The sequence below is a fragment of the Caulobacter sp. AVps18 genome (assembly GCF_058681425.1).
The window spans coordinates 3,634,177-3,660,272 of the sequence record NZ_CM178737.1; the positions used below are offsets into that span (position 1 = coordinate 3,634,177).

Genomic DNA, 26,096 nt, shown 5'->3' on the forward strand with positions numbered 1-26,096 from the left:
CCTCAATCCCCCCGGTCGCCCTTCATCAGGCGCGCCTTGTCGCGCTGCCAGTCGCGGGCGGCTTCGGTTTCGCGCTTGTCGTGGTTCTTCTTGCCCTTGGCCAGGCCGATCTCCAGCTTGGCCAGGCCCTTTTCGTTCCAGTAGAGCTTGAGCGGGATCAGGGTGCGGCCGTCGCGCTGGACGGCGCCGATCAGCTTTTCGATCTGCTTCTTGTGCAGCAGCAGGGTGCGGTGACGGCGCGGCTCGTGGTTGAAGCGGTTGGCATGGCCATAGGGCGGGATGTCGGCATTGATCAGCTTGATCTGCTTGCCTTCGACCGAGGCGTAGGATTCAGCGATATTGGCCCGGCCGACGCGCAGGCTTTTGACCTCGGTGCCGGTCAGCATGATCCCGGCCTCGAAGGTCTCTTCGATGAAATAGTCGTACCGGGCGCGCCGGTTCTCGGCGATGGGCTTGGTCATCAGACCAGACCCGCCTCGCGCATGGCCTCCAGGATGGCCGGCTTGACCGCATCGCTGCACGGGGCGATCGGCAAGCGCACGTCCGGCTCACACAGGCCCAGCTGGGCCATGGCAAACTTGGTCGGCGAAGGCGAGGAATCCAGGAACAGGGCCTTGTGCAGGCGCACCAGGCGATCCTGCCAATACAGCGCCGTCTCCCACTGGCCGGCGATGCAGGCATTGATGAAGGTGGCGCAGGCTTCGGGCGCGACATTGGACGTCACCGAGATCACGCCGTGGCCGCCATGCGCCATATAGCCCAGCGCCGTGGGATCATCGCCCGACAGCATCACCCAGTCATCGCCGCACTGGATGCGCTGGAAGCTGGCGCGGGTCAGGTCGCCGGTGGCGTCTTTGATACCCACGATGTTGGGCAGCTTTGCGAGGCGCGCGAGGGTGTCATTGGAGATGTCGACACAGGTGCGGCCCGGCACGTTGTAGACCAGCACCGGCAGTTGGACGGCGTCGTTGATCGCCTCGTAGTGGCGATACAGGCCTTCCTGGCTGGGGCGATTATAGTAGGGCGTCACCACCAGGGCGGCGTCTGCGCCGACGGCCTTGGCGTGGGCGGCCAGCTCAATGGCCTCGGTGGTGGAATTGCTGCCTGCCCCGGCGATCACCGGCACCCGACCCTTGACGGTCTTCACGCAAAGCTCGACCACCCGCTTGTGCTCGTCGTGGCTGAGCGTCGAGGTTTCACCGGTGGTGCCGACCGGCACCACGCCATGGACGCCGGCGGCGATCTGGCGCTCAACGAGGGCAATGAACGCCGCCTCGTCCACCGCGCCGTCGCGGAAGGGCGTGACCAGGGCCGGAATGACGCCCTTGAACGGGGAATGGACCATAACTGCAATTTGCCGTGAGAAGGGGCCGCAACGGTTGCGGCCGGACGATCGGAGCGGACATATGTATGTCCCCGCCCCACCGTCCCGCAACCGGTGCGTCGGGGCAGGCAGCGGTTTGAGGGTCCAAACCCCGAGGGTCAAGCCCCGGGGTCATGGATAAGACGTCTTCAGTCGTTGTCCTGACGTTTGGGTGAGCGCCTTCGGGGGCAAATTCGATTCGGTTTGTGCGTAAGGAGATCGCGTTTTGGCTTCATTTCTGGGACGGCTTTTGCTCGGCGGCGCAAGTCTGGTGCTGGTCGGCGGCATCGCAGGCGCCCAGACCTCGGGTCCGGTTCCCTATCAGAGCCTGCCCGGTGCCCTGCCCGCCCTGGTGACCACGCCACCAACCGCCCTGCCCGGCACCCTGTCCGATGTCGACGCCGAAAACCTGCGTCAGGCCCTGTCGGCCGCCAGGAGCGGCGACGTCTCGCGCGCCCGCGCCGCCATGGGCAGCGTCGAAGATCCCGTCGCCCGCAAGATCGCCCTGTGGGCGCTGGTCGACAATTGCGCCGAGTCCCTAAGCTTCTTCGAACTCGATGCCGCCCGGCGTGACCTGGCGGGCTGGCCGCGCGGGGGTCGCCGTGAGAGCGCCGCCGAGAAGCAGCTTTCCGTTTCCGGTCTGGATCCGGCCCGCACCATCGCCTGGTTCGGCGGCAGTCAGCCGGCCACCGCCGAAGGGGCCATGGCCCTGGCCTCCGCCTATCAGGCCAGCGGCCAGAACCAGCAGGCCACCGATCTGATCCGCCGCACATGGCGTGACAAGGTGTTCGAAGCCGACGCCCAGCGCAGCATGGCCGCTCGCTTTGGAAGCCTGCTGACCGCCGACGACTATGCCCGCCGCGCCGACATCCTGCTGTACGGACCGCAAGGGCCGGCGGCGCGCGAGCTGGTGGACCTGCTGTCCCCCGAGCAACAGGCCTCCGCGCGCGTCCGCATCGCCTTCCGCCAGAACGCCGCCAACGCCACAAGCCTGTTCGAGGCCCTGGCCCCGACCGATCAGGCCGCGCCCGGCGTCGTGTTCGAGCGCGCCGCCTTCCTGCGCCGCAAGGGGATGGACACCCTGGCCCTGGGCCTGGTGGGCGGCTTCCCCGCCCCACCCACCGACGAGGCCGCCGCCGCCATCTGGAAGGAGCGCCGCGCCCTGGTGGGCTCGGCCCTGAAGGCCGGCAACAACGCCGGCGCCTATGCCGCCGCCGCCAATACCGGCCTGACCACCGGCGCAGACGCGGCCGAGGCCGAGTTCTATGCCGGCTGGATCGCCCTGGCCCGCCTCAAGCAGCCCGACGACGCCGGCCGGCACTTCGCCGCCATCGCCGCCATCGGGGCCTCGCCGATCACCAAGGGCCGGGCGCTGTACTGGCAGGGCCGCGCGACCGAAGCGCAAGGCGACCCCATCGCCGCCCAGTCCTTCTATGCCGAGGGCGCGCGCCACATCACCACCTTCTACGGCCAGCTGTCGGCCGAGAAGGCGGGCGTCACCGAGATCAGGCTGGATCCCGACCCGGTCATCACCCAGGCCGACCGCGCTCGCTTCTTTGGCCGCGATCTGGTGCGGGCGGCGCGGATCCTGGCCGACATCGGCGCGCGCGACCAGTTTCGCGCCATGGTCCTGTTTATCGACGACAACCTGCCCAATGCCGAGGAATCGGCCCTGTTGGTCGATCTGGCGCGCGGCTATGGCGACCAGGACCTGGCCATGCGCGCCGTGCGCACGGCGGCCCAGCGCGGCTTCATCCTGCCCGAGCGCGGCTATCCCCTGCTGGACCACCACTTCACGCCGGGACCGGGCGCGGCCGAGACGGCCTTCGTCTATTCGATCTCGCGGCAAGAGAGCAATTTCGACCCCAATGCCCGCTCCGGCGTCGGCGCGCGCGGCATGATGCAGCTGATGCCGCCCACCGCCGCCATCGTCGCCCGCCAGCTGGGCGAGAGCCACTCGGTCGACCGCCTGTCAGAGCCGACCTACAACATGCGCCTGGGCTCGACCTATCTGGGCGACATGGTCAACACCTTCAGCGGCTCCTACATCATGGCGGCCGCCGCCTATAACGCCGGACCGGGCCGTCCGGCGGCCTGGGCCACCCTGTGCGGTGACCCGCGCGGCGCAGCCACCGACCCGCTGGACTTCATCGAGTGCATCCCCTTCTCGGAGACCCGCAACTATGTGATGCGGACGCTGGAGACGACCATGGTCTATCGCGCTCGCCTGAACGGCGGCACTGCGCCCCTGACCCTGTCGCGCGACCTCAAGCGCGGTGCCTATGTCTATGCGCCGGCTGTGGCCCAGGCCGAGACAGTCTCGGCGCGGCCTTAGATTAGACCCGCCTGGCCACCAGAACCGGGCCTATGGCGGTCTCCACCAGTTCGCCGTCCAGCTTGAAAACGCTGGCCAGGACCTGGGGGGCCAGGGCTGTGGCCGGCGCGCCCTCGGCCACCACCCGCCCGTGGTCCAGCACGACGATACGGTCGCAGCAGCGGGCGGCCAGGGTCAGGTCGTGCAGGGTGACGACGATGGCCGCCCCGGCGGCCGCTTCGGCGCGCAGTAAATCAAGGGTCAGCATCTGGGCGTCGGGGTCGAGGCCGGCAATGGGCTCATCGGCCACCAGCAGCGGTGCTCGCGTGGCCAGCAGCCGAGCCAGCAGCACCCGGGCGCGTTCGCCGCCCGACATGTCCAGCACGCCGCGCTGCGCCAGATCGGCCGCGCCCACCCGGGCCAGACGATCGCGCGCCACGGCCAGGGCTTGCGGCTCCGGCAAGTCAATCGCACCCAGGCTGGCGACCATCTCGGCGGGCAGGTTCCAGGCCAGGCGGCGATCCTGCGGCAGATAGCCGACCAGGGCAGCGCGCTCGGCGGCGCTGAGGTCTTGCAGCCTGCGACCTGACAGAAAGGCCTCCCCCTCGGTCAGGTGCAGCAGGCCCAGGCCCGCACGCAGCAGACTGGTCTTGCCCGCGCCGTTAGGGCCGACCACGCCGACCACCTCACCGGGCTGCACGGTCAGGCCGGCGGCGTCCAGCACCAGCCGACCGCCCTGCCGCGCCCTGATGCCGACGATGCTCCAGGCAGCCGTCATGCGCGCCAGCTCCGCGCCGCGCGCCAGGCCAGCAAGGCGAAGGCCGGGGCGCCGAACAGGGCCGTGACGACCCCCAGCTTCAGTTCCTGATCGGTGGGGACCATCCGCGCCGCCAGGTCGGCCAGCACCAGCAGAAGGGCTCCGGCCAGGGCCGAGGGCCAAAGGATGCGTCGGGGGTCGTCCCTGACCAGGGCGCGCACCATGTGCGGCGCGGCCAGACCCACAAAGCCGATGACGCCCGCGCCCGCCACGGCCGCGCCGGTCAGCAGGGCCGCGCCGGCCACAGCATAGGCCCGCAGGCGGGACATCCGCAGGCCCGACATCCGCGCCGCCTCCTCGCCCAGGGTCAGCATCCGCAGGCCCTGCCCGGCCTTCAGGCACAGGGCGGTGCCGACGACCATGGGCGGCAGGGCGCGCAGGCTGTCAGTCCAGTCGCGGTTCTCGACCGAGCCCATCAGCCAGGCCAGGATCTCGGCGATGGCCACCGGCGACGGGGCCAGGTTGAAGACCAGCGCCGTCAGGGCTCCGCCAAACGCCGAGATGGCGACGCCGAACAGGATCAGGGCCTCGGGCTCGCGCAGGCGGATGGCGATGGCCACCACCGCGCCGCCGGCCACCAGAGCGCCAAGCAGCGCTCCAACTTCAACCGCGCCGGGCACGGCGGCCAGTCCGCCGGCGATGCACAGGGCCGCGCCCAGGCCTGAGGCCGCCGAGACGCCCAGCACGCCCGGATCAGCTAGGGGATTGCGCAGCAGGCCCTGCATGGTGGCACCGGCCAGGCCCAGGGCCGCGCCGACCAGGGCGGCCATGGCCACGCGCGGGGCGCGGATCGTCCAAAGCACCTCGCCCGGCGGCGAGCCCGGATGGGTCAGGGCCTGAACATATTGGCCGCTCGACAGCGGCGTCTCGCCCAGCGTGACGGCGAAAACGACGGCCAGGATAAGTAGGCCCAGCATGAGCAAACAGAGGCGCAGCAGGCTCATCGGGCAGCCCGCGCCAGGATCAGGCTGCCCTCGGCGGCGAACCAGGCCGGGCATCCGACCACCGCCCCTGGCAGCGAGGCGATTGTGCGCTCACGGGTCACCCGCTTGAGAGCCGCATGGCGTCCAGGGCCCCAACGGTCAGAGCCGGCGCGGGTCTGGTCGAAGAAGCCCAGCACCACCGCGCGCGGCGGGGTCATGACCATGGCTTCCAGCGGCACAGCGCTGAAGAACGGCCCCTTGGCGGCGTTGGACAGGCCCGCCGCCTTCAGCATGGTGTCGATCAGGGTGCCACTGCCGGCCGTATAGCCGCCCGGCGTCAGATAGAGGGCGCTGTCGCCCTTCCAGGCCCCGGCCGAGGCTTTCAACTGCTGGTCCATATGGGCGATCAGAGCCTCGCCCACAGCCTTGCGGTCAAGGGCCAGGGCCACGCGGCGGACATTGGCGCGCACGGCCTCGAAATCGGCGGCATCGTCGATCCGCACAATGCGCATCCCGCGCCGGTCAAGCGCAGCGACCAGCCGGGCGTCGCCGCCCCAGTGCCGCACCACCACATCGGGACGCGCAGCGACCAGGCTTTCCACCGTGGCGCGCCGACGCGGCAGGCCGACAGACGCGGCGCGCATATAGGAATCGGCCGCTCTCGCCCGATGCGATAGGCCGACAATGGCCTCGCGCGGGGCCAGGGCCAGCACATACTGGTCGGCGCAGGAATCCAGCGACATGACGCGTGGCGTCTTGCCCGCCGCGAGCGACGCCGCCGGCAGGGCAAGAGATATCGCCGCCAGAACGACGCCAAGCACGCGCGACAGCGTCATAAACTCAGTCCGTGACCAGACCGTGCAGCAGACCGTCCAGCATCACCGCCATCAGATCCTCGGGCGGCGACCAGCTTCGGGTGGTCTTGGTGATCAGCAGCGAGACCAGGCCATGACAGCCCGACCAAAGCACCTCAGCGGCGCTCTGCCCGTTACCTGACCGCAGGCGTCCCGAGGCAGCGATCTCATGCAGAGGCTGACTGAAGGCTTCGAAACAGCGGTCGCCCAGGGCCAGTGTAGCGGCCTGTTTGTCCAGAGAGATCGCATGGGACGAACCGCAGAACACCAGTTGGTAGGTGTTGGGGTTCTCCAGCGCGAACCGCATATAGGCCTCCAGCATCAGCCGAATGCGCGAGACCGGATCGATGGGTTTGCCGTTGACCTCGGTGTTCAGGTCCAGCAGGCGGCCGATGGCCCCATCGCTGATCTCCAGCAGGATCTGGTCCTTGTCGCGGAAGTGCATGTAGAGCGCCGTCGATGACACGCCTACCGCATCGGCGATCTTGCGGATCGTGGCCCCGGCATAGCCTTCGGCAATAAAGATCTTCTCGGCTGCGGCCAGGATCTCGCCCCGGCGCATATGGCCGTCGCCTTTCGGCTTGCGGGCGGACTTGTGCGGCTTCTTCAAAGCGACCGTCACGTGCGGCTTTCCCCAGTGTTTCCCCAGTTCGTGACACTAAACGGGAATCACCCAGCCGTCGCAAGAAACACCTCATAGACGTAAAACGTGTATTTTTTAGTTTGACAGCCATGAGATGTATTTTCTCTATCTGTCATCCTAGGATCGTGCGGATCAGCCGGGGGCAGGACATGGCGCGCGAGGAGCCGGCCGCCGTTCGCCTGACGACGACCATCGCACCGTTCGATGCAGACGTTTTGGCGTCCGTCCTGAGCGATCCGGCCGCCGGAAGCCATGTTACGCTCCGCCCGGCCGAACGATGGACCCTGGCTGGATTGCTGATGGCCTTCCTGCTTGTTGCGGTCGCCTTGCCGGGCCTGATGTTGAAGATCGTCTATGGCCTGTTTGTCGCGGCCTTCCTGGCCAGCGCCGCGATCCGGCTGGCCGCTATTCTGACGCCCCGTCGCCCTGAGCGGGCTCCACCCCTGCCACCGGCAGACCTGCCGACCTACACCGTCATCACGCCGCTCTATCGCGAAGCCGAGGTCGCAGCCGAACTGATCACCAATCTGGACCGGCTAGACTATCCCCGCGACCGACTTCAGGCCCTGGTCGTGCTGGAAGCCGACGATCTGGACACCCAGGCCGCCTTCCACGCCATGGACCTGCCAAGCTTTGTGCAGGTGCTGGTCGTACCGCCGGGCCTGCCCCGCACCAAGCCCCGCGCCTGCAACCTGGCGCTGGAGCGGGCCAGGGGCGAGTTGGTGGTCATCTATGACGCCGAAGACGCGCCCCATCCGCAGCAACTGCGCGAGGCGGCGGCGAGGTTTGCGGCCGGACCGCCAGAACTGGCCTGCCTGCAGGCCCCGCTGCGCATCGAGACCCCGCCCTATCTGGCCTTCATCGCCGAGCAGTTCCGGCTGGAATATGCGGCCCTGTTCGAAGTGCTGCTGCCGGCCTTCGCCCGCTGGGGCCTGCCCTTCCCGCTGGGCGGCACCAGCAACCACTTCAAGGCCGCGCCCTTGCGGGCCCTGGGCGGCTGGGACGCCTACAATGTCACCGAAGATGCCGACATCGGATTTCGGCTGGCGGCGGCGGGCCATCGACTGGAAACGATCGGCCTGCCCACCCTGGAAACCGCGCCCACCACCCTGGCCCAATGGGGTCCGCAACGCGCACGCTGGATCAAGGGACACCTGCAAACCCTGGTCGTGCACAGCCGCCGCGCTGTGGGCGGCCGTCGCCGCGCCTTGCTGGCCCTGATCGTGACCCTGGCCGTGCCCATTACCGCCTCGAACCTCCACGCCCCGGCCATGATCGTGGCCGGCGCCAGCATGCTGATGGACTGGCGGGACGACGCGACCCTGTCGATCCCGATCCTGCATCTGCTGTTCTATGTCGGCTGCTGGGCGGTCTGCGCAGTCGGAGGAGCGCTGGGCGTGATACGCTCCGGCGGCGCGCCGCGCTTCCTGCACCTGTTTGGCATGGTGCCCTATTGGCTGATGTGGGTGTTCGCATCCCCCCGCGCCCTGTGGCAGTTCTTCTTCGCCCCGCATCACTGGGACAAGACACGACACGCGCCGCGCACTGGACGGCCAACGCCCTGAAAGCGTATGGCGAGGCGATGAGCCCGACGATCGCCCCCGCCCCCCTTGTCATGCGCACCACCGGCTGGAGCGACTACGCCCTGCTGGACAGCGGTCATGGTAAGAAGCTGGAACGCTACGGTCCCTACACCGTGGTCCGCCCCGAGCCGCAGTGCTTCTGGAGCCCTCGCCTGCCGGCCACGGCCTGGGACAACGCCGACGCGGTGTTCGATCCTTCCGACGAGGACGAGGCCGGCCGCTGGCGCTTCAAGGGCAAGCCGATCGAGAAGTTCCCGCTCAGCTGGGGCGAGGCGAAGTTCCATGGCCAGTTCACGCCGTTTCGACACCTGGCCTTCTTTCCCGAGCAGGCCGCCAACTGGGCCTGGCAGGACCAGCGCGTGCGCGCCTTCACCAAGGCATCAGGACGTCAGCCCAAGATCCTGAATCTGTTCGGCTATACGGGCGTAGCTTCGCTCGTCTGCGCCGCCGCCGGCGCGGCCGTCACCCATGTGGACGCTTCCAAGAAGTCGGTCGGCTTCGCCCGCGAAAACGCCGCCTTCGCCGGTCTGGACGACAGGCCGATCCGCTGGATCGTCGAGGACGCCCGCCGCTTCGTGGCCCGCGAGGTTCGGCGCGGCAATGTCTATGACGGCATCATCCTGGACCCGCCCAAGTTCGGACGCGGTGCCGAGGGCGAGGTCTGGCGGCTGTTTGAGGACCTGACCGAACTGACGACGAACTGCGCGCAACTGCTCAGCGACGACGCCTCGTTCCTGCTGATGAACGCCTATGCGGCGCGCGTGTCCGGCGCGGCCATGTCGGGCCTGCTGGCCCAGGTGCTGGACGGCCGCAGCGGCGTCATCGACTGGGGCGAGCTGTCCTTGGTCGAGGACAAGGGCGACCGCCAGATCGGCCTGTCATTCTTCGCCCGCTGGTCCTCGGAAGGGTGAGCACGATGAACGCCAAAACCGTCACCTCGCTGTCGAACGCCACCGTCAAGGCCGTTCGCGCCCTGCACATGCGCAAGGAGCGTGAGGAGAGCGGCCTGTTCCTGGCCGAGGGCCTGAAGATCGTCATCGAGGCGATCGACTGTGGCCACGCACCGAAAATCCTGATGTACGGCCGCGACGCTGCCGATCATCCGATGCTGCAGAAGGCCTCGCAGGCCTGCCTGAAGTCTGGCGGCGAAGTCATTGAGGTCAATCGCGAAATCCTCGAGAAGGTCTCGCGTCGCGACAACCCCCAGGCCGTGGTCGGGGTGTTCCGGCAGGTGTTCACGCCGCTCAGCGCCATCGTGCCGCAAAGCGCCCCCTGCTGGGTAGCCATGCAGGCCGTGCGCGATCCGGGCAATCTGGGCACCGTCATCCGCACCGCCGACGCGGCCGGCTGCGGCGGGGTGATCCTGGTGGGCGACTGCGTCGATCCCTATTCGGTCGAGGGTGTCCGCGCGACCATGGGCTCGATCTTTGCGGTGCAGATCGCCAAGGCGACGATCTCCGAGTTCGTGGCCTGGCGCGAAACCTGGCCCGGCAGCGTGGTCGGCACCCTGCTGACGGCCACGGTCGACCACAAGAGCGCCGACTATGTGAAGCCGTCGCTGATCCTGATGGGCAACGAACAACAAGGCCTGCCGCCCGAGCTGGCGGCGGCGTGCGACGTCAACGTCAAGATCCCGATGCGCGGCCGGGCCGACAGCCTGAACCTGTCGGTGGCGACGGGGATCATGATCTATACGGTGACGGGGTAGGCGCTAGGAGGACAACCATATGCGTTGGCTTTACGGAATGTTCGCGAGCATAATGTTCGTGGCTCTCGTGGGCATGACCCTGGCGGGCTACGAACAGACGCGTGTGATCGGCTATGTTCTCTGGTTCGCCTTTCCCTGCCTTTGGCTAGTGCTTGGCAATAGCGTCCGATGCCCCCGCTGCGGCAAACACATTTGGGACAACGGACGCGGGTACGTTGCTCCCTGGATACCTATGCCCACCGAGTGCGTAGGATGTGGCCGCAGCAAGTCAGACTGGTGGCCTTTCCAATGGCTCCTGAAGCCTGAACCCAAGTCAGACGACCACACCCCGCCGCCCTAGGTCCCCCTCGGCTTCGCCCGCGTCGTTGGCGCAGCCGCTGCCGGGTCATCCGGCCAGACGTGCCGGGGATAGCGCCCCTTCATTTCCACCTTCACCTCGCGCCATGAGCCCTTCCAGAAGCCCGGCAGGTCGCGGGTGATCTGGATCGGCTTGTGGCCGGGCGACAGCAGCGACAGAACCAGCGGGATCTTACCGCCGGCGATGCTGGGATGCTCGGTCAGGCCAAACAGCTCCTGCACGCGGATGTCTATGCGCGGCCCGGCCTCGGCGGCGTAGTCGATGGCGACGGTGGTGCCGGTCGGGGCCTTGAAGCGGGCCGGCAGGGCTGCGTCGATCCTCTGCTGAGCGTCCCAGGGGATCAGGGACCGGATCGCGCCGTCCAGCAGGTTCTCATCCAGCGCCGATAGCGACGAGCGGCCGTGCAACAGCGGCTCAAGCCATTCGTCCAACCGATCCAGCAAGGCGGCGTCCGACAAGTCGGGCCACGCGCCGCCGTCGAGCGAACGCAAGAAGGCGACGCGGTCGCGCAGTCCCTGAACGCCGTCGCCCAGCCGCAGCGCTGACAGCCCCTCAGAGCAAACCTGATCCAGCAGGGCGCCGGCAATCAAGGCCGGGTCAGGCTTGTCGATCAGACGCTCCTCCAGAACCAACTTGCCCAGGCGCAGCAGACGCTTGGCGCGGACCTTGCCGCCGGGGCTGGTTTCCAGCCGGTCCTCGGCGGTCAGGCGATCGGCGAAGGTCTCGCGCAGAGCGACCTCGTCGACGGCGGCGGCCAGCAGGATGCGGTCGCGACTGTCGCCGCCGCCCAGCTCGCCTACCGCCAGCCAGGTCTCGCGAGCCAGGGGATCGGTGGGCTCCATATAGACGCCGCGTCCGCCGGCCAGTTGGAACTCGCCTGGCTTGCCCCGCGCCCGCGCCACCCGTTCGGGATAGGCCTCGGCCAGCATCAGGCCCTCATCCAGCGGCGTCGCGCCCGAAGGCTTGCCGGCCGCGCGGGCCCAGCGGTCGGCCAGGGCCTGGGCGTCTCTGGCCCTCGGCGAGCGATCGCGGCCAAGGTTCTCCAGCCGTCTGCGCAGGTCAGTGTCGCGCCCGCCAAGGCCCTGTTCTGTCAGGATCGCAGCGACCTCTGCCCCGCGCCGGGCCTGTCCGGAAGCGGCGGCGCGGACCATCATGTGGGCGATGCGCGGCGGCAAAGGCATCTCGGCCAGGGCCTTGCCGTGAGCGGTCAGGTCGCCGTGGCTGTCCAGCGCCTGGATACGCTGCAGCAGGCCCCGCGCCTCGGCGAAGGCGGCGGCGGGGGGCGCGTCCATGAAGCAGAGGCCCGACGCGTCGCGCGCACCCCAGCGGGCCAGGTCCAGCGCCAGGCGCGACAGATCGGCCTCGAGGATCTCAGGCCGCGCGAAAGCCGGCAGAGACCGCGTCTCGGCCTCGTCCCACAGGCGATAGCAGACGCCGGGCTCGGTGCGCCCTGCCCGGCCCCGCCGCTGGTCGGCGGCGGCGCGGCTCACACGCACAGTGTCGAGCCGGGTGATACCGCTGGCCGGATCATAGCGCGGCACACGGGCCAAGCCCGCATCGATCACCACGCGCACGCCCTCGATGGTCAGGCTGGTCTCGGCGATGGAGGTGGCCAGCACCACCTTGCGGCGGCCTGCGGGCGCGGCGGCAATGGCGCGGTCCTGGACGGCCGGATCCAGCGCGCCATAGAGCGGGGCCAGATCGACATCAGGCCGGCGTAGCCGTTCAGCAAGCCAGCTCTCGACCCGGCGAATCTCGCCCTGGCCTGGCAGGAAGACCAGCAGGCTGCCGATCTCCTCGGCCAGGGCCCGCTCGACGGCCCGCCCGACCCGCTCTTCAAGCCGCACGCGGTCGTCACGGCCCAGATAGCGGGTGTCGACCGGGAACATCCGGCCCTCGCTCTCGACCACCGGCGCGTCGCCCAGCAGGGCCGAGACCCGCGCCCCGTCGAGGGTGGCCGACATGACCAGCAGGCGCAGGTCTTCGCGCAGCAGGCCCTGAACGTCGCGGGCAAAGGCCAGACCCAGATCGGCGTCGAGACTGCGCTCGTGAAATTCATCGAAGATGACGGCGGCGACGCCCTCCAGGCCCGGGTCGTCGAGAATCATCCGGGTGAAGACGCCTTCGGTGACCACCTCGATCCGGGTCCTGGCCGAGACCTTCGACTGCAGCCGCACGCGAAAGCCCACAGTTTGACCGACCGCTTCGCCCAGGGTGTCGGCCATGCGGGCGGCGGCGGCGCGGGCGGCCAGCCGGCGTGGCTCCAGCACAATGATCTTGCGGCCCAGCACCCACGGCTCTTCCAGCAGGGCCAAGGGAACAGCCGTGGTCTTGCCCGCGCCGGGCGGCGCGACCAGTACGGTCGCATCGGAAGCGAGCAGCGCCGCCTTGAGTGCGGGCAGGACATTCTGGATCGGCAGCATCAGGGGGAGGCATAGACCCTCAAACCGCATCCGTCACCGCAAGGCGTTGCGCGATGGCGGCTCTCTGACTAACGTCCCGGCCCAATGCCTGACTAGCGGGGGTTCGCTGGTCGATGGGGAAACGAAACACATGGCCGAAAACAGGCTATTTCTGAAGAAGTCGATCGCGAGCATCCAGAAGGAAGCCGCACACAGCCAGCTGAAGCGTACGCTGGGCCCTCTCAATCTGATGAGCCTGGGTATCGGGGCCATCATCGGCGCCGGTATCTTCGTGCTGACCGGCCAGGTGGCCTCGGCCAATGCCGGCCCGGCCATCATGCTGTCGTTCATCGTCGCCGGCATCGCCTGCGGCCTGGCCGGCCTGTGTTACGCTGAGCTGGCCTCGACCATGCCGGTCTCCGGCTCGGCCTATACCTATGCCTATGGCACGCTGGGCGAGGTCTTCGCCTGGATCATGGGCTGGCTGCTGGTTCTGGAATACGGCGTCGCCGCCTCGACCGTTGCGGTCGGCTGGTCGGGCTATGTGGTCAGCACCCTGCATGCGTTCGGGGTCAATTTCCCGACGATCATGGTTGCGGGCTCCGAGGCCCCGATGTGGGCCACGCCGCTGATCCAGGCCGTCGCTACGCCCGAAGGCGGCACGACATTCGCCATGACCGGCACCCTGAACATCGTCGCGGCCATCGGTATCGCCATGGTCTCGGCCCTGCTGGTGCTCGGCGTTAGCGAATCGGCCAACGTCAACAACGCCATCGTCGTGATCAAGGTGATCGTGCTGCTGGTGTTCATCGCGGTGGGTGTCCAGTACATCAACCCCGCCAACTGGCACCCCTTCATCCCCGAGCCGACCGGTCAGCCCGGCGAATTTGGCGTGAGCGGCATCTTTCGCGGCGCGGCGATCATCTTCTTCGCCTATGTCGGCTTTGAAGCGGTTTCGACTGCGGCGGCCGAGGCCAAGAACCCCTCCAAGGATGTGCCGATCGGCATCCTGGGCGCCCTCGTCGTCTGCACCCTGATCTATATGGCCGTCGCCGCCGTCATGACCGGCGTGGTCCCCTACAAGGAACTGGCCAGCCCGGCGCCCATCGCCGTCGCCATCGACCGCATGGCCCTGGAATGGGCCGACATCCCTTATGCGGCGGCTGAAGGCGGCAACCTGAACCTGATCAGCATTGCCATCAAGATCGGCGCGATCACCGGCCTGTCCTCGGTCATGCTGGTGCTGTGCTACGGCCAGACCCGGATCTTCTACACCATGGCCCGCGACGGCCTGCTGCCGAAGGTCTTCGCCGCGATCCACCCCAAGTTCCGCACCCCGTGGCTGGGCACCATCCTGCTGGGCGTGGTGATCGCTATCGCCGCCTCGTTCCTGCCGATCAGCCTGCTGGGCGATCTGGTGTCGCTGGGTACGGCCGTGGCCTTCTCGATCGTCTGTCTGTCGGTGATCTATCTGCGGATCAAGCACCCCGACCTGCCCCGCCCGTTCAAGGTGCCGGGCGGCATCTTCACCGCCGTGCTCGGCATCGCCGCCTGTCTGTTCCTGGCCTATCAGAACTTCCAGCCGATGATCGTTCACGCGATGAACGACAATCCGCTGCCCCTGATGATCCTGGCGGGCTATGCGGCGGTCGGCGCGGTGATCTATGCCGCCTATGGCTACTGGAACTCCAAGCTGGCCAAGGGCATCGACATCACCGAAGACACCGACATGAACTCCCCTGCCGAGGCCATGGGCCACGGCGTGGACGACGTGAAGTAACCAGCCCTCTTCGGCGAAACAGGTGGAAGGCCCGGGAGCGATCCCGGGCCTTCTTTCTTGCGCGCTCGCCAGCGCCTATGTTGGCAGGATCAAGGAGTTCCCGTGAGCCAGACCCAGTCTCCCATTCGCGCCGTCATCGCGCCCGTCACGCCCCTGCAGCAGAACTGCACCATCGTCTGGTGCGCCAGGACGATGAAGGCCGCCGTGATTGACCCCGGCGGTGAGGTGCCGCGCCTGATGCGCGCCCTGGCCGACCAGGGCCTGACCCTGGAAAAGATCTGGATCACCCACGGACACATGGACCACGCTGGTGGCGCGGCCGAGCTGAAGCAGCTGACCGGGATTCCCATCGAGGGACCTCACAAGGACGACCAGTTCTGGATCGACCAGATTCAAACCAGCGGCGAGATGTATGGCATTCCCGAAGCCCGCATCTTCGTTCCCGACCGCTGGCTGGAAGACGGCGATGTGGTGACCCTGGGCGAGACCCAGTTCGAGGTCTATCACTGCCCCGGCCACACGCCCGGCCACGTGGTGTTCTTCCACCGCGAGGCGCGCTTTGCCCAGGTGGGCGACGTGCTGTTCCAGGGCTCGATCGGCCGCACCGACTTTCCGCGCGGCAATCACCAGGACCTGCTGGATTCGATCACCCAGAAGCTCTGGCCGCTGGGCGGTGACGTGCGCTTCGTGCCCGGCCATGGCGGGATGTCCAGCTTCGCCGCCGAGCGACGCAGCAACCCCTATGTCAGCGATCTGGCCATAGAGGCCGCCAACGTCCAAGGCGCGGACTTCGTCATTCCCAAGAACATGTCGCCGGGCTGAACGCCGCCCTTCAGACGTCTTCTTCCTCGGCCTCGTCCAGCGCCTCGCGCTCGAGGGCGATGATCTCGTCGTCGTCGAGGTCTTCGGCGATCAGGGCGTCGTCATTGTCGGCGTCCCCCTCGGCCGAGGTGACGTCCAGGACCTGCGGCAATTCCTCGAAGGTCTTCATCTCGCCCTCGCCGGCCAGATTCTGGTTATCCTCGTCGAAGGTCACGGCCAGATCGACGTCTTCGGAATCGTTGTCGGCGGGGGTCATGGCGGTCTCCTTCATGCGAAAAGAGATACCGTTCCGGGCGACCGTTTGTTCCCGCCCGACCGTGACAGGATCGGCTCTGTAAAAGTCGCGTGGCTCGCAAGCCATTGACGCTCAAATTGAACCAGCGGGTTGCGCCGCTGTTTCAGGCGTGAAATCTGAGCGCCACGGGGACATGGCAGGAGCGTCTCATGGAGACCATCCAACAGACAGGCCCTTCGGCCGATCCGGACGCCCCGCGCGGCGCGGCGCCCCGCATCCTCATCGTCGATGACGATCCTGGCATTCGCGACGTCGTGTCCGACTTCCTGGGACGGCACGGCTACGCGGTCGAGACGGCGCAGGACGCCCGCACCATGGAACAGGTCCTGGCCCGCGGGCCGGTCGATCTGGTGGTGCTGGACGTCATGCTGCCCGGCGAGGACGGCCTGGCCATCTGCCGGCGCCTCTCGGCGCAGGATGGCCCGGCCATCATCATGCTGTCGGCCATGGGCGAGGAAACCGACCGCATCGTCGGGCTGGAACTGGGCGCTGACGACTATCTGCCCAAGCCGTGCAATCCGCGCGAACTGCTGGCGCGCATCCGCGCCGTGCTGCGCCGACGGCAGGAACCCCGCAGCAATGACGACGCCATGGGTGCAGCCTGTGAGTTCGCCGGCTGGAGGCTTGACCTTGTGCGCCGCGAACTGCGCTCGCCGCAGTCGGTCGTGGTCAACCTTTCAAGCGGCGAGTTCTCGCTGCTGCGGGCCTTCGTGGAACGCCCACAACGGGTGCTGACCCGCGACCAGCTTCTGGACCTTGCCCGAGGCCGCGACAGCGACGCCTATGACCGGGCCATCGACGTCCAGATCAGCCGTCTCCGCCGCAAGCTGGACGACGGCGGCGGCAGCGAACTGATCCGCACAATCCGCAGCGAAGGCTATATGTTCACCGCCAAGGTCATCCGCACGCCATGAACCCCGGCCGGCGCGCCGCGCCCCTCTTCGTCCAGGCCCTGGGTCTGGTGATCCTGACCCTGGTGGCGGCGCAGTTGGTCGCCATCGCGGTCATCTTCACCCTGCCGCCACCACCGCCGGAGTTCTACCGGCAGTCGGAGATCACCCGCGCCCTCAAGACCGGCCAGACCATCCAGACCCGTGACGGTCGCCAGCTGGTGATCAAGCGCCAGAGCAAGATGCGGTCTGGCGGCCCGGACAATCCGCGCCGCGCCGAATTCAAGGCTGCAATCGGCAAGGCGATCGACGTCGCACCCGCCCGCATCGAGATCGTGACCGACAACGGTCCGCGCTTCTTTGTCCGGCGGTTCAACAAGGTTCCGGGCTCGGAAGGCCAGGCTCAGCCTGATCCTCGACGCAATGGCCCGAACGGTCGCGGCCCCTATATGGGGCGCAACATGCCGCCCCCGCCGCCCGGCGAGGGCGACGCGCGCGGTGCCGGATCCCGCGAAGAACCCCTGATCTTTGGCGACTTCGAACTGGGCGTCCGTCAGGCCGACGGTCACTGGATGGTGGTCGAACCCAAGGCGACCTTCCGCCTCGACAGCTGGCAGCAGCGGATCCTGCTGATCCTGGCACTGTCGATCCTGGCGGTCTCGCCCCTGGCCTGGCTGTTTGCCCGTCGGTTGGCCGGTCCGATCACGGCCTTCGCCGACGCCGCCGAGCGCCTGGGCCGCGACCCGCGCGCCGCGCCGCTGGAACTTTCGGGCTCGGCCGAGGTGATCGCGGCCGTCAACGCGTTCAACATGATGCAGGAGCGTCTGCGGCGTTATGTCGAGGATCGAACCGCCATGATCGGGGCCATCGCCCACGATCTGCGGACGCCCCTGACCCGGCTGCGCTTTCGGATCGAGGCCACGCCCGACGACGTTCGGGCCAAGCTCTCCAGCGACATCGATCAGATGGAGGCCATGATTTCGGCTGCCCTGGCGTTTGTCCGCGACACCACCCGCCCGGCCGAGCGTACCAGGCTGGAACTGGCCTCGCTGCTGGAAAGCGTGGTTGATGAAGCCGCCGAAACCGGTGGCAAGGCCACGGTGGAACGCGCCGAGAAGATCGTCATCGAGGGCGATCCGATCGCCCTCAAGCGCCTGGTGGCCAATCTGGTCGAGAACGCCCTGAAGTACGGCCAGGTGGCTCGGGGCAGGGTCTTCGCGGACGGCGACATGGCGATCATCGAGATCGACGACGACGGCCCCGGCATCCCGCCCACCGAACTGGAGCGCGTGTTCGAACCCTTCTTCCGGGGCGAGCCATCGCGCAATCGCGAGACCGGCGGCATCGGCCTGGGTCTGGCGGTCGTGCGCTCTCTGGCCCGCGCCCACGGCGGCGACGTGATCCTGATCAACCGTCCCGAAGGCGGGCTGCGCGCCTGCGTAAGACTGCCGATCTGACACCTGCGTCGCTAGAGCGGGTTGCGATCTGATGGAATCAGATCACCCGCTCTAGTCTTTTGTTTTCACGCGCGTTTCGTCCCGAAAACCGGTTCCCACTTTTCGGAACGCGCTCTAGCGCCGGCTTGCCGTTTGTTGCGCCCCCGCTAGACGATACGGCCGACCTGACATTCGCCCGCAATCTGGCCAGGCTTGATGCAGGGGGAAGGAGTTCCCCCATGACATCTCGCGTACCAGCCGCCCTGACCCTGGCTGCCTCCGCCCTGATCACCCTGGCGATGGCCACCAGCAGCCATGCAGCGATGCAGGACGGCAGCGCTCGCGAAGGGCCGCCCCGCCCTCGCCTGCAGCTGTTCATCAGTCCGGCAGGCGAGCCCTTCCGCGCGGCGGCCGGCGCGGCCTATCCCGTCGCAGCCTGGCTGACCGGCGCAGACAGCGACCATGATCAGGCCCTGTCGCGCGAGGAGTTCGTGGCCGATGCTGCGCGCTTTTTCGCCGTGCTGGACAGCGATCATGACAGCATCATCGACGGCTTCGAGGTCTCGGCTTACGAGAAGGATGTCGCGCCCGAAATCCTCCACGGCGCCGGGTTTGCGCCATCCGGCGAACGGCCCCCCGCTGGTCGTGGTCGGCCTCCGGGCGGCGGAGGTCGCGGTCCTGGCGGCGGCGGCAAGGGTGGACCGATGGGCGGTGCCTTGCAGGGCGCGACTCCCTACAGCCTGCTGGCCGAGCCCCAGCCCGTGATGGGCGCTGACGCAGACTTCAATCGCAGGATTTCCCGCGACGAGGCCCTTAAGGCGGCAAGGTCGCGCTTTGCGCTGCTGGACCTCGACAAGGACGGCATGCTGCGACCGGCCGAACTGCCGCCCACGCCCATGCAAGGTCGCCCCCGACGCTGACGCGCCTCAGCCCCCCACGACGCTGGCTATGATGTTGATGCCCAACGCCAGGATGGCCGTGTTGTAAACGAAGGCGGCAGCCGCATGGGCAGTGACCAGCCGGCGCAGACGCGAGGTCAGGATGGTGTTGTCCGACACCTGGAAGGTCGCGCCGACACTGAACGCCAGATAGACAAAATCCATGTAGCTGCCGGGCGGCTCGCCGGGAAAGCCGATGCCGCCCTTGCCCGCCCCGTCGCCGAAATGGCGATGGGCGTAGTGGGGCACGAAGATGGTCTGCAGGACCAGCCAAGACAGCACCAGGGTGGCCCCGGCGCAGGCCGTGATGAACACCCGCCCCTCTACCGCAGCATCCTTGGCGGCCAGCATGGCGTCGATCACCCCGCCAAGGCTGGCCAGGATCGCGGCCAGCACGATCAGCAACAGCATGGATCGGCCCTCGTCCTCACGGGCGGCCCTCTGGCGCACCTGAGCCTTGTCGGCGGTCAGGAACAGCCGCCACATCAGCGCCAAGTAGGTCGCCGCGCCGATATCCCATCCCACCAGCAGGTGCGAACCGCGTGGCGCGCCAAGCATCACGGCGCCAGCCCAACCCGCCAGGCCAGCAAGTCCACCGACCAGCAAGCGCCAATGCGCCGCCATGGGCGTCGCAACGGCCTTCGTTTCACTGTGCCTGCCCACAATCATCAGTTCCTTTTCCACCACCCAGAATAGGTGCGGATGCAATTACCTGTCTTTGCCGTGAAACCTAACGCGACTTCGCTGGTTACTTCACCAGAACGCGCAGGACACGACACCATGACCGACCCCGACGCACCGCCTCCCGTCGATCCCGGACCTCCCGAATACGATCCGGGATCGACGCCCGAGGAAGACCCGATGCCGTCGCCGCCGGTCGAACCTGGGGACGATCGTCCCTATGGCGCCGCGTCCCGCGCATCCAACACGTGATCAGTTTCGATTAGGAGCACCATATGGACCTCGACAGCGAACGGCCCCGTGGCCGCCGCGGCTTCGCCGCCATGGACCCCGAACGTCGCCGCGAGATCGCCCGAAAGGGCGGGGCAAGCGTGCCCAGCGAAAAGCGCAGCTTCGCGAAAGACCGCGATCTGGCCGCCAATGCAGGTCGCAAGGGCGGCTCCTCGTCCCGCAGTCTGCGTCCAGGGGGCGATGGGGCCCTTTGAATCCCTCGGCGCCCTTTCGACGCGCCGCGCCCGATCGGACATGCGCCGGAACCCATGCGGGGTTCCGGCGCCTTTTTGCGTTTGGGTAGCCCCTATCGCGTCAGGCTGTAGATCGCGAAGGCAGGGGCCGGGCTTTCCCAGCGTTGGTCGATGCGCCAGCCCGCACGCGTGATGATCTCCGCGAGGTCGGCCGGCCGGTACTTGTAGGAATTTTCCGTGTGGATCGTCTCGCCGGCCGCAAAGCTCAGGCGGCGGCCCGCCACGCGAACCTCTTGGTCGACCGTACTGACCAGATGCATCTCGATGCGGCTCTCCAGCGCGTTCCAGATCGCCTGATGGCGGAAAGCCTGCAGGTCGAATGTCCCTTCAAGCTCGCGATTGATGCGGGCCAGCACATTGAGGTTGAACGCCGCCGTGACGCCCTGGGCGTCATCATAGGCCGGGATCAGAACGTCGCCGCCCTTGGCGACATCAACGCCCAGAATCAGGGTTGCCCCCTCTCCCAGCAGCCCGCCGGCTCTCCGCAGGAAATCCTCGGCCTCGGGCGGAGGAAAATTGCCCAGGGTCGAGCCCGGAAAGAAGCCCGCCGCCCGTGTCCCGGCCACTGAAACCGGCAGGCGCAGCGCTCTTGTGAAATCATCCACCAGGGCGGCGACCTGCAGATGGGGATAGTCTCTGCGGATCGTTGCCGTGGCGGCGTCCAGGGCGCTCTTGCTGATATCGATGGGCGCATAGGCCGCAAGTTGCGGCGCGGCGTCGAGAAGAATGCGGGTCTTTGCGCTGGCCCCGCTGCCAAACTCGACCAGCACGGCCCCATCGGGCAGGCGCGCGGCCAGTTCCGGCGCGATCTCGCGCAGAAGCGCCGTCTCCGTGCGGGTCAGATAGTATTCCGGCAGGTCGCAAATGGCCTCGAACAGACTCGAGCCCTCGGCGTCGTAGAAATACTTGCTGGGCAGGGTCTTGGTCGGCGCGGACAGTCCGGCCAGCACATCGACCAGGAAATCGGAGGTCGTCTCAGGCCCGGCGTCGGTCAGGCTCTCAAGGTCATGCGGACCATCATCGGCCAGCCGCACCCCCGCAAAGGCCCAGCGCTTTTCAGGATGGAAGAAGTTGCGATAGGTCGCTCGCGCGTGACCGGGCGGTGTAGTCAGGCAGCCGCCGCGCAGCACCATCTGGTTGACCATGAACTTGCCATTGTACTCGCCCAGCGCGCCGGGTCCCGGACGAAAGCCGGGATAGGGGCAGTAGGCACTGGCCGTCCATTGCCAGGCATGGCCCTGGACCTGGGTCAGCCCCCCATGGCCGGGCGATCGCACGGCATGTTCCCACTCTGCCTCGGTCGGCAGCCGTCGCCCCGCCCAGGCTGCATAGGCCGCAGCCTCGTAATAGCTGACATGGGTGACGGGGGCGGCCAGATCGACGGGGCGGCGGCCCTCCAGCGTCATGACCGACCAGCCTGTCACTTCCTGTCGCCAGTAAAGCGGCGCGCGCCAGGCCTCGTCGACCACCCTGGCCCAGCCCTCCGACAGCCAGAATTCGGGCCGTTCATAGCCGCCGGCCTCGATGAAGGCGATCCACTCGCCATTGGTAGTCAGGCGGTCACACAGCCGATATGGGGCCAGAAACACCTGATGTTGCGGGCGTTCATTGTCGAAGGCAAAGCCAGAGGGCCCCGCGCCTATCTCGACCAGACCGCCGTCGAACGGCAGAAACCTGGCCACAGACGCCGAGGGCTCCGCCCCGGTCGGCCGATGGGCGCGATAGGCAGGCTCCAGCGGCGACTGGGCGAACAGGTGCAGGATGTCCATCAGGATCAGTTCCTGATGCTGCTCCTCGTGGGCGAGGCCCAGATCCAGGCGCTGGCGCATGGCCTCCGTCGAACCGCCGGCCAGCAACCGCGCCATCGCCGCGTCGACATGGGCGCGATAGGCGCCGACCTCGGCGCAGGACGGTCGGGTCAGAAGGCCCCGCGCCGGTCGCGGCTGACGCGGACCAAGGGCCTCGTAGTAAGAATTGAACAGATAGCCGAACCGGACATCAAACAGCTGGTAGCCGGCCAGATAGGGAACCAACAGGAAGGTCTCGAAGAACCAGGTCGTATGGCCATGATGCCATTTGGTCGGGCTGGCGTCCGGCATGGACTGCGCAGCCTGATCCTCGGCCGACAGCGGCGCAGCCAGCGCTTCGGTGCGACGCCGCACCGCGCGATAGCGTTCGAGATCCTGGCCGGGTGCGGGCCCGACGGTATCCGATACCTGCAGATCGTCCGGGCTCATGGGCTCTCCTGTCGGCCAAGGCCAGGCGGTCGTCAATCCCGGCCGACCACAACGCAGGCGGGACCTTCAGTGTTCCCTGGCCAGGATTCAAGGGCCGCAGTGGCGTCCCCACCCGCCTTGTCATGACGTCAGCCGATTGAGGGTCACGAAGCCATTGCAGCGACGCCGCCGGTCTGATAGCCATCCGCCCTCTTCGCTGACGCACCTTGCGTTGACCCGGATGGCCCGGTGGCGGAGTGGTTACGCAGCGGATTGCAAATCCGTGCACCCCGGTTCGATTCCGGGCCGGGCCTCCACCTTTTTCCATCAACTCCCGACCGGTTTCGCTGGGTCAGGCCGACGAGCCTGATACAATGCGCGCAGGCCGTCGCAGCGGTCCTTACCGCCGCCCGGAGCCGCCTCAGCATGACGACGCTCAAAACTGCCGCCCGCCGCCGCCTGTCTGGTCTGCGCGCTTTTCTGCACAACGAGGCGGCCGGCGGCTATGTGCTGATGGCCGCCGCAGCCCTGGCCCTGATCGTGGCCAATTCCCCCCTGGCGGCAGGTTACTTCGCGGCATTGAAGATCGAGTTCGGATTCGCGCTCGGCCCCCTGCACCTGCGCGAGACCACCCTGCACTGGATCAATGACGGGCTGATGGCGGTGTTCTTCCTGCTGGTCGGGCTGGAGATCAAGCGCGAGGTGCTGGACGGACAGCTTTCGCGGCCGTCGCGAATCATCCTGCCTGGCGTCGCGGCCCTGGGCGGTATCGTGGTTCCGGCCCTGATCTATCTGGCGTTCAACGCCGCCCTGCCGGCCAGCCGCGCCGGCTGGGCGATCCCCTCGGCCACAGACATCGCTTTCGCCCTGGGCGTACTGGCCCTGCTGGGCAAACGCGTGCCCAGTTCCCTGAAGATCTTCCTGACCGCCATCGCCATCATGGACGATCTCGCGGCCATCGTGATCATCGCCCTGTTCTACACCGCGCAACTGCACTTCGCCGCCCTGCTGGCCGCCGGCGGCATACTGGTCGTGCTGTTTGCCCTCAACAGGCTGAAGGTGAAGGCGCTGTGGCCCTACCTGCTGAGCGGACTGGTGCTGTGGTGGTTCGTGCTGGAATCGGGCGTCCACGCCACCCTGGCCGGCGTGGCCCTGGCCATGCTGATACCCTTGCACAAGAGCCCCTCGGCACCGGATGACGAGACCTCGCCCCTGCACCGCCTGGAGCATGCGCTGCACAAGCCTGTCGCCTTCGTGATTGTGCCGCTGTTCGGCTTCGCCAATGCGGGGCTGTCATTCGCGGGCATGTCGCCGTCGGCGGCGCTCGACCCCGTCCCGCTGGGCGTGGCGTTGGGGCTGTTCGTGGGCAAGCAGATGGGCGTCTTCCTCAGCGCCATGGCCATTGTGCGCCTGGGTTGGGCCGACATGCCGCGCGACGCCACGACGGGCCAGCTCTATGGCGTGGCGGTGCTGTGCGGCATCGGCTTCACCATGAGCCTGTTCATCGGCAACCTGGCCTTCAGCGATCCGTTGCTGGTCGACGAGACCAAGATCGGAGTGCTTGTGGGATCGCTCGCCTCGGCCCTGGTCGGGGTGGCCATTCTGAGCCTGTGCAAGCCCCCTAAACTCGCCGCTGTCGACGATCTGGCCTGAACGAAATCAGGTCACGTCAAGGCGAGCCTTGAACGGCCGCTCATCCGGCCTGCAACGCTTCGGCGCCCAGCTCGCCGATCAGGAAAGACCATCCGTCGTCACCGCCTGGATTCCCGCCAGCAAATTGACGGCGGTGATCGGCTTGGCGACGTGCAGGTCGGCACCGGCGGCCAAAGCCTCGTTCTGGTGCTCGACCATGGCGTTGGCGCTGAGCATGATGATCGGTGTGGGTGCGCTGCCGCGCTCGGCTTCAAGGGCGCGGATGGCGCGAGTGGCTGTCAGGCCGTCCATGTGCGGCATCTGCATGTCCATCAGCACGACGTCAAACTGGCCCGACGCGAAGGCCGCCAGCGCCTGAAGTCCGTCTTCCACCGTGCAGATGTCAGCGTCCTGGCTGGCCAGGATCAGCTGGACGACGCGCTGGTTTGTCGGGTGATCTTCGGCCAGCAGAACACGCAGGGGACGGTCAATCAGCCCCTCGGTCAGGGTCATCGCCTGGGTAGCGCGCGCATCATAGACAGCCAGCGTCTCGGCGCGGCGCAGCGGCAAGGTCACGACAAAGCGACTGCCGCGCCCAGGCTGCGAGGTGGCGGAGATGTCGCCTCCCATCATCTGGGCCAGAGACCGGCAGATCGCGAGGCCAAGACCCGTTCCGCCAAAGCGGCGACTGATCGTCGCGTCGGCCTGGCTGAATCGCGTGAACAGGCGGGCAGCGTGGTCGGCGTCGAAGCCGACACCGGTGTCTTCGACGACCAGCGTCAGGTGTGCGCAGTCGATCGCCTCGACCAGGTCGATGCGCAGCACGATCCTGCCCTCCTGGGTGAACTTGACGGCGTTCGACAGCAGGTTGCCGACGATCTGGCCAATGCGCGTGCTGTCGCCCACGAAGCGGCCGCGCGCGGCAACCTCACGCTCGACCTCAAAGATCAGGCCCTTGTCCTCGGCGCGATAGCGCATGACCTCGATACAGGGGCGCAGTGCCTGGTCCAGGTCGAACGGCCGGCTCTCCAGTTGAAGCTGTCCCGCCTCGATCTTGGAGACATCGAGAAAGTCGGAAACCAACCGCTCCAGCATGGCACCGGAGTCGCGAACCAGCCCCACCATCTCGGCCTGCTCAGCGCTGAGCGGGGTGCGCGACAATGCATCGATGATACCGATCACGCCATTGAGCGGCGTGCGGATTTCATGGCTCATATTGGCGAGGAAGTCAGACTTGGCCCGGCTGGCCGCTTCGGCCGCCGCCTTGGCCTCAATCAGCTCGCGCTCGGCCGCTACCCGGTCAGTGACATCGCGCGCCACGCCGTAGATCCGCTCGCCAGCCCGCTGGGCACGCCATTCCAGGGTGCGATAGCGGCCATCCTTGTGACGATAGCGATTGATGAAGCCCAGCACCGGATCTCCGTCCCTGCGCTTTTCCACCTCATCCACGCTACCCAGGGTGGCGGGCAGATCTTCAGGATGCACCAGGCGCAGAAGTGGCTGGCCTTCCATCTCTTCGGGACGATATCCCAACTGGGTGAACCACGACGAACTGGCCTTGAGCACCTGGCCTTCCAGGTTACGGATAACCAGCAGGTCCAGGGAGACCTCGAAAAACGTGGTAACGTCCTGAACCGGCTCGTCGCGCACCGCGGGCGCCGAGGCAGTTTCCGGATTCACTGACGGCGCGTGTGTCATGGGCGAGAATCCTTGGATGCGCCAAGGATGACGGCCCCAAGCTTGCGCATCAACACTAGGTCTCGATTGCGGCTTCGTTAAGGACGCGATTTTTGGCGCGGCGGGACTGGGCCCGGATGCCTCTTTAGGCAACCCTGACCGCATAGAGAGCCGTCGCTGCGGAGGATGGCGATGCCGCGCTCGGCCAGACGGTCCCAAGCTCCAGGATCGCGGCGGCGC

Annotated in this window: 23 protein-coding genes and 1 tRNA gene; 13 read left to right on the forward strand and 11 right to left on the reverse strand. The window is 67.5% G+C overall.

Translation table 11 applies throughout. From position 1 onward, the window contains the following. Nucleotides 1–2: 2 nt before the first annotated feature. Together smpB and dapA are read right to left on the reverse strand one after the other, a co-directional pair. Nucleotides 3–461 carry an SsrA-binding protein SmpB gene (gene smpB / locus ACW179_RS16590; RefSeq protein ID WP_492060567.1) on the reverse strand — a complete coding sequence of 153 codons (459 nt, stop codon included), beginning with the start codon at nt 459–461 and terminating at the stop codon, nt 3–5. Continuing rightward, the gene (gene dapA, locus ACW179_RS16595; protein WP_492060568.1) at nt 461–1,345 is read right to left on the reverse strand and encodes a 4-hydroxy-tetrahydrodipicolinate synthase; all 885 of its coding nucleotides are present in this window, start codon (nt 1,343–1,345) and stop codon (nt 461–463) included. Before dapA ends, smpB begins: the two co-directional genes overlap by 1 nt. Nucleotides 1,346–1,589: 244 nt before the next feature. Here dapA and ACW179_RS16600 point away from each other — a divergent pair, with 244 nt between their 5' ends. Beyond that, entirely contained in the window at nt 1,590–3,698 is a 2,109-nt protein-coding gene (locus tag ACW179_RS16600) for a lytic transglycosylase domain-containing protein (RefSeq protein ID WP_492060569.1), read from the forward strand. Nucleotide 3,699: 1 nt separating this feature from the next. Here ACW179_RS16600 and ACW179_RS16605 read toward each other — a convergent pair whose 3' ends face one another. The 4 genes from ACW179_RS16605 to ACW179_RS16620 are packed head-to-tail and all read right to left on the reverse strand — an operon-like array spanning nt 3,700 to nt 6,893. After that, on the reverse strand, nt 3,700–4,455 hold the full coding sequence (locus ACW179_RS16605; RefSeq protein ID WP_492060570.1) for an ABC transporter ATP-binding protein: 756 nt from the start codon (nt 4,453–4,455) through the stop codon (nt 3,700–3,702). Further along, nucleotides 4,452–5,492: a FecCD family ABC transporter permease gene (locus ACW179_RS16610; RefSeq protein WP_492060571.1), complete on the reverse strand. Its 1,041-nt coding sequence runs from the start codon at nt 5,490–5,492 to the stop codon at nt 4,452–4,454. Before ACW179_RS16610 ends, ACW179_RS16605 begins: the two co-directional genes overlap by 4 nt. Continuing rightward, nucleotides 5,435–6,253: an ABC transporter substrate-binding protein gene (locus ACW179_RS16615; protein WP_492060572.1), complete on the reverse strand. Its 819-nt coding sequence runs from the start codon at nt 6,251–6,253 to the stop codon at nt 5,435–5,437. The genes ACW179_RS16610 and ACW179_RS16615 overlap by 58 nt, the downstream gene beginning before the upstream one ends. Nucleotides 6,254–6,257: 4 nt before the next feature. Next, nucleotides 6,258–6,893 carry a TetR/AcrR family transcriptional regulator gene (locus ACW179_RS16620; RefSeq protein WP_492060573.1) on the reverse strand — a complete coding sequence of 212 codons (636 nt, stop codon included), beginning with the start codon at nt 6,891–6,893 and terminating at the stop codon, nt 6,258–6,260. 170 nt (nt 6,894–7,063) lie between these two features. Here ACW179_RS16620 and ACW179_RS16625 point away from each other — a divergent pair, with 170 nt between their 5' ends. Genes ACW179_RS16625 through ACW179_RS16635 form a run of 3 tightly spaced genes read left to right on the forward strand, consistent with a single transcriptional unit; the run spans nt 7,064 to nt 10,205 of the window. Next, a complete protein-coding gene (locus tag ACW179_RS16625; protein ID WP_492060574.1) occupies nt 7,064–8,479 on the forward strand; it encodes a glycosyltransferase in 1,416 nt (471 codons plus the stop codon). A 17-nt stretch (nt 8,480–8,496) separates the two neighbouring features. After that, the gene (locus ACW179_RS16630; protein WP_492060575.1) at nt 8,497–9,408 is read left to right on the forward strand and encodes an RsmD family RNA methyltransferase; all 912 of its coding nucleotides are present in this window, start codon (nt 8,497–8,499) and stop codon (nt 9,406–9,408) included. 5 nt (nt 9,409–9,413) lie between these two features. Beyond that, a complete protein-coding gene (locus tag ACW179_RS16635; RefSeq protein ID WP_492060576.1) occupies nt 9,414–10,205 on the forward strand; it encodes a TrmH family RNA methyltransferase in 792 nt (263 codons plus the stop codon). A gap of 336 nt (nt 10,206–10,541) precedes the next feature. Here the strand turns inward: ACW179_RS16635 and hrpB are convergent, their stop codons facing one another. Then, nucleotides 10,542–13,016, reverse strand: coding sequence for an ATP-dependent helicase HrpB (hrpB, locus tag ACW179_RS16640; protein ID WP_492060577.1), 2,475 nt, complete (start codon nt 13,014–13,016; stop codon nt 10,542–10,544). A gap of 100 nt (nt 13,017–13,116) precedes the next feature. On the opposite strand from hrpB, the gene ACW179_RS16645 reads away from it, so the two are divergent. Together ACW179_RS16645 and ACW179_RS16650 are read left to right on the forward strand one after the other, a co-directional pair. After that, nucleotides 13,117–14,745: an amino acid permease gene (locus ACW179_RS16645; RefSeq protein ID WP_492060578.1), complete on the forward strand. Its 1,629-nt coding sequence runs from the start codon at nt 13,117–13,119 to the stop codon at nt 14,743–14,745. 102 nt (nt 14,746–14,847) lie between these two features. Beyond that, nucleotides 14,848–15,567 (forward strand): MBL fold metallo-hydrolase, encoded by a 720-nt coding sequence (locus tag ACW179_RS16650; RefSeq protein ID WP_492060579.1) that lies wholly within the window; start codon nt 14,848–14,850, stop codon nt 15,565–15,567. A gap of 10 nt (nt 15,568–15,577) precedes the next feature. Here the strand turns inward: ACW179_RS16650 and ACW179_RS16655 are convergent, their stop codons facing one another. Further along, nucleotides 15,578–15,823, reverse strand: a complete 246-nt coding sequence (locus ACW179_RS16655) for a hypothetical protein (RefSeq protein WP_492060580.1) — start codon at nt 15,821–15,823, stop codon at nt 15,578–15,580. A 188-nt stretch (nt 15,824–16,011) separates the two neighbouring features. Here ACW179_RS16655 and ACW179_RS16660 point away from each other — a divergent pair, with 188 nt between their 5' ends. From ACW179_RS16660 to ACW179_RS16670, 3 genes are all read left to right on the forward strand, one after another. Then, nucleotides 16,012–16,776 (forward strand): response regulator, encoded by a 765-nt coding sequence (locus ACW179_RS16660; protein WP_492060581.1) that lies wholly within the window; start codon nt 16,012–16,014, stop codon nt 16,774–16,776. Further along, complete coding sequence (locus tag ACW179_RS16665) at nt 16,773–18,209, forward strand: ATP-binding protein (protein WP_492060582.1); 1,437 nt, start codon at nt 16,773–16,775, stop codon at nt 18,207–18,209. Before ACW179_RS16660 ends, ACW179_RS16665 begins: the two co-directional genes overlap by 4 nt. Before the next feature lie 218 nt (nt 18,210–18,427). After that, a complete protein-coding gene (locus ACW179_RS16670) occupies nt 18,428–19,108 on the forward strand; it encodes a hypothetical protein (protein ID WP_492060583.1) in 681 nt (226 codons plus the stop codon). A 6-nt stretch (nt 19,109–19,114) separates the two neighbouring features. On the opposite strand, the gene ACW179_RS16675 is transcribed toward ACW179_RS16670, so the two are convergent. After that, entirely contained in the window at nt 19,115–19,834 is a 720-nt protein-coding gene (locus ACW179_RS16675) for a DUF1345 domain-containing protein (RefSeq protein WP_492060584.1), read from the reverse strand. 72 nt (nt 19,835–19,906) lie between these two features. Here ACW179_RS16675 and ACW179_RS16680 point away from each other — a divergent pair, with 72 nt between their 5' ends. After that, nucleotides 19,907–20,059, forward strand: coding sequence for a hypothetical protein (locus tag ACW179_RS16680; RefSeq protein WP_492060585.1), 153 nt, complete (start codon nt 19,907–19,909; stop codon nt 20,057–20,059). Nucleotides 20,060–20,082: 23 nt separating this feature from the next. Continuing rightward, nucleotides 20,083–20,292: a con-10 family general stress protein gene (locus ACW179_RS16685; RefSeq protein ID WP_492060586.1), complete on the forward strand. Its 210-nt coding sequence runs from the start codon at nt 20,083–20,085 to the stop codon at nt 20,290–20,292. A gap of 92 nt (nt 20,293–20,384) precedes the next feature. Here ACW179_RS16685 and egtB read toward each other — a convergent pair whose 3' ends face one another. After that, nucleotides 20,385–22,568, reverse strand: coding sequence for an ergothioneine biosynthesis protein EgtB (egtB, locus tag ACW179_RS16690; protein ID WP_492060587.1), 2,184 nt, complete (start codon nt 22,566–22,568; stop codon nt 20,385–20,387). 222 nt (nt 22,569–22,790) lie between these two features. Between egtB and ACW179_RS16695 the strand changes: the two genes are divergently transcribed. Both ACW179_RS16695 and nhaA read left to right on the forward strand, forming a co-directional pair. After that, nucleotides 22,791–22,864 (forward strand) — tRNA-Cys (locus tag ACW179_RS16695). Nucleotides 22,865–22,973: 109 nt separating this feature from the next. Continuing rightward, nucleotides 22,974–24,200: a Na+/H+ antiporter NhaA gene (nhaA, locus tag ACW179_RS16700; RefSeq protein ID WP_492060588.1), complete on the forward strand. Its 1,227-nt coding sequence runs from the start codon at nt 22,974–22,976 to the stop codon at nt 24,198–24,200. 78 nt (nt 24,201–24,278) lie between these two features. Here the strand turns inward: nhaA and ACW179_RS16705 are convergent, their stop codons facing one another. Next, nucleotides 24,279–25,877 carry an ATP-binding protein gene (locus ACW179_RS16705; protein ID WP_492060589.1) on the reverse strand — a complete coding sequence of 533 codons (1,599 nt, stop codon included), beginning with the start codon at nt 25,875–25,877 and terminating at the stop codon, nt 24,279–24,281. Nucleotides 25,878–26,096: the final 219 nt, after the last annotated feature.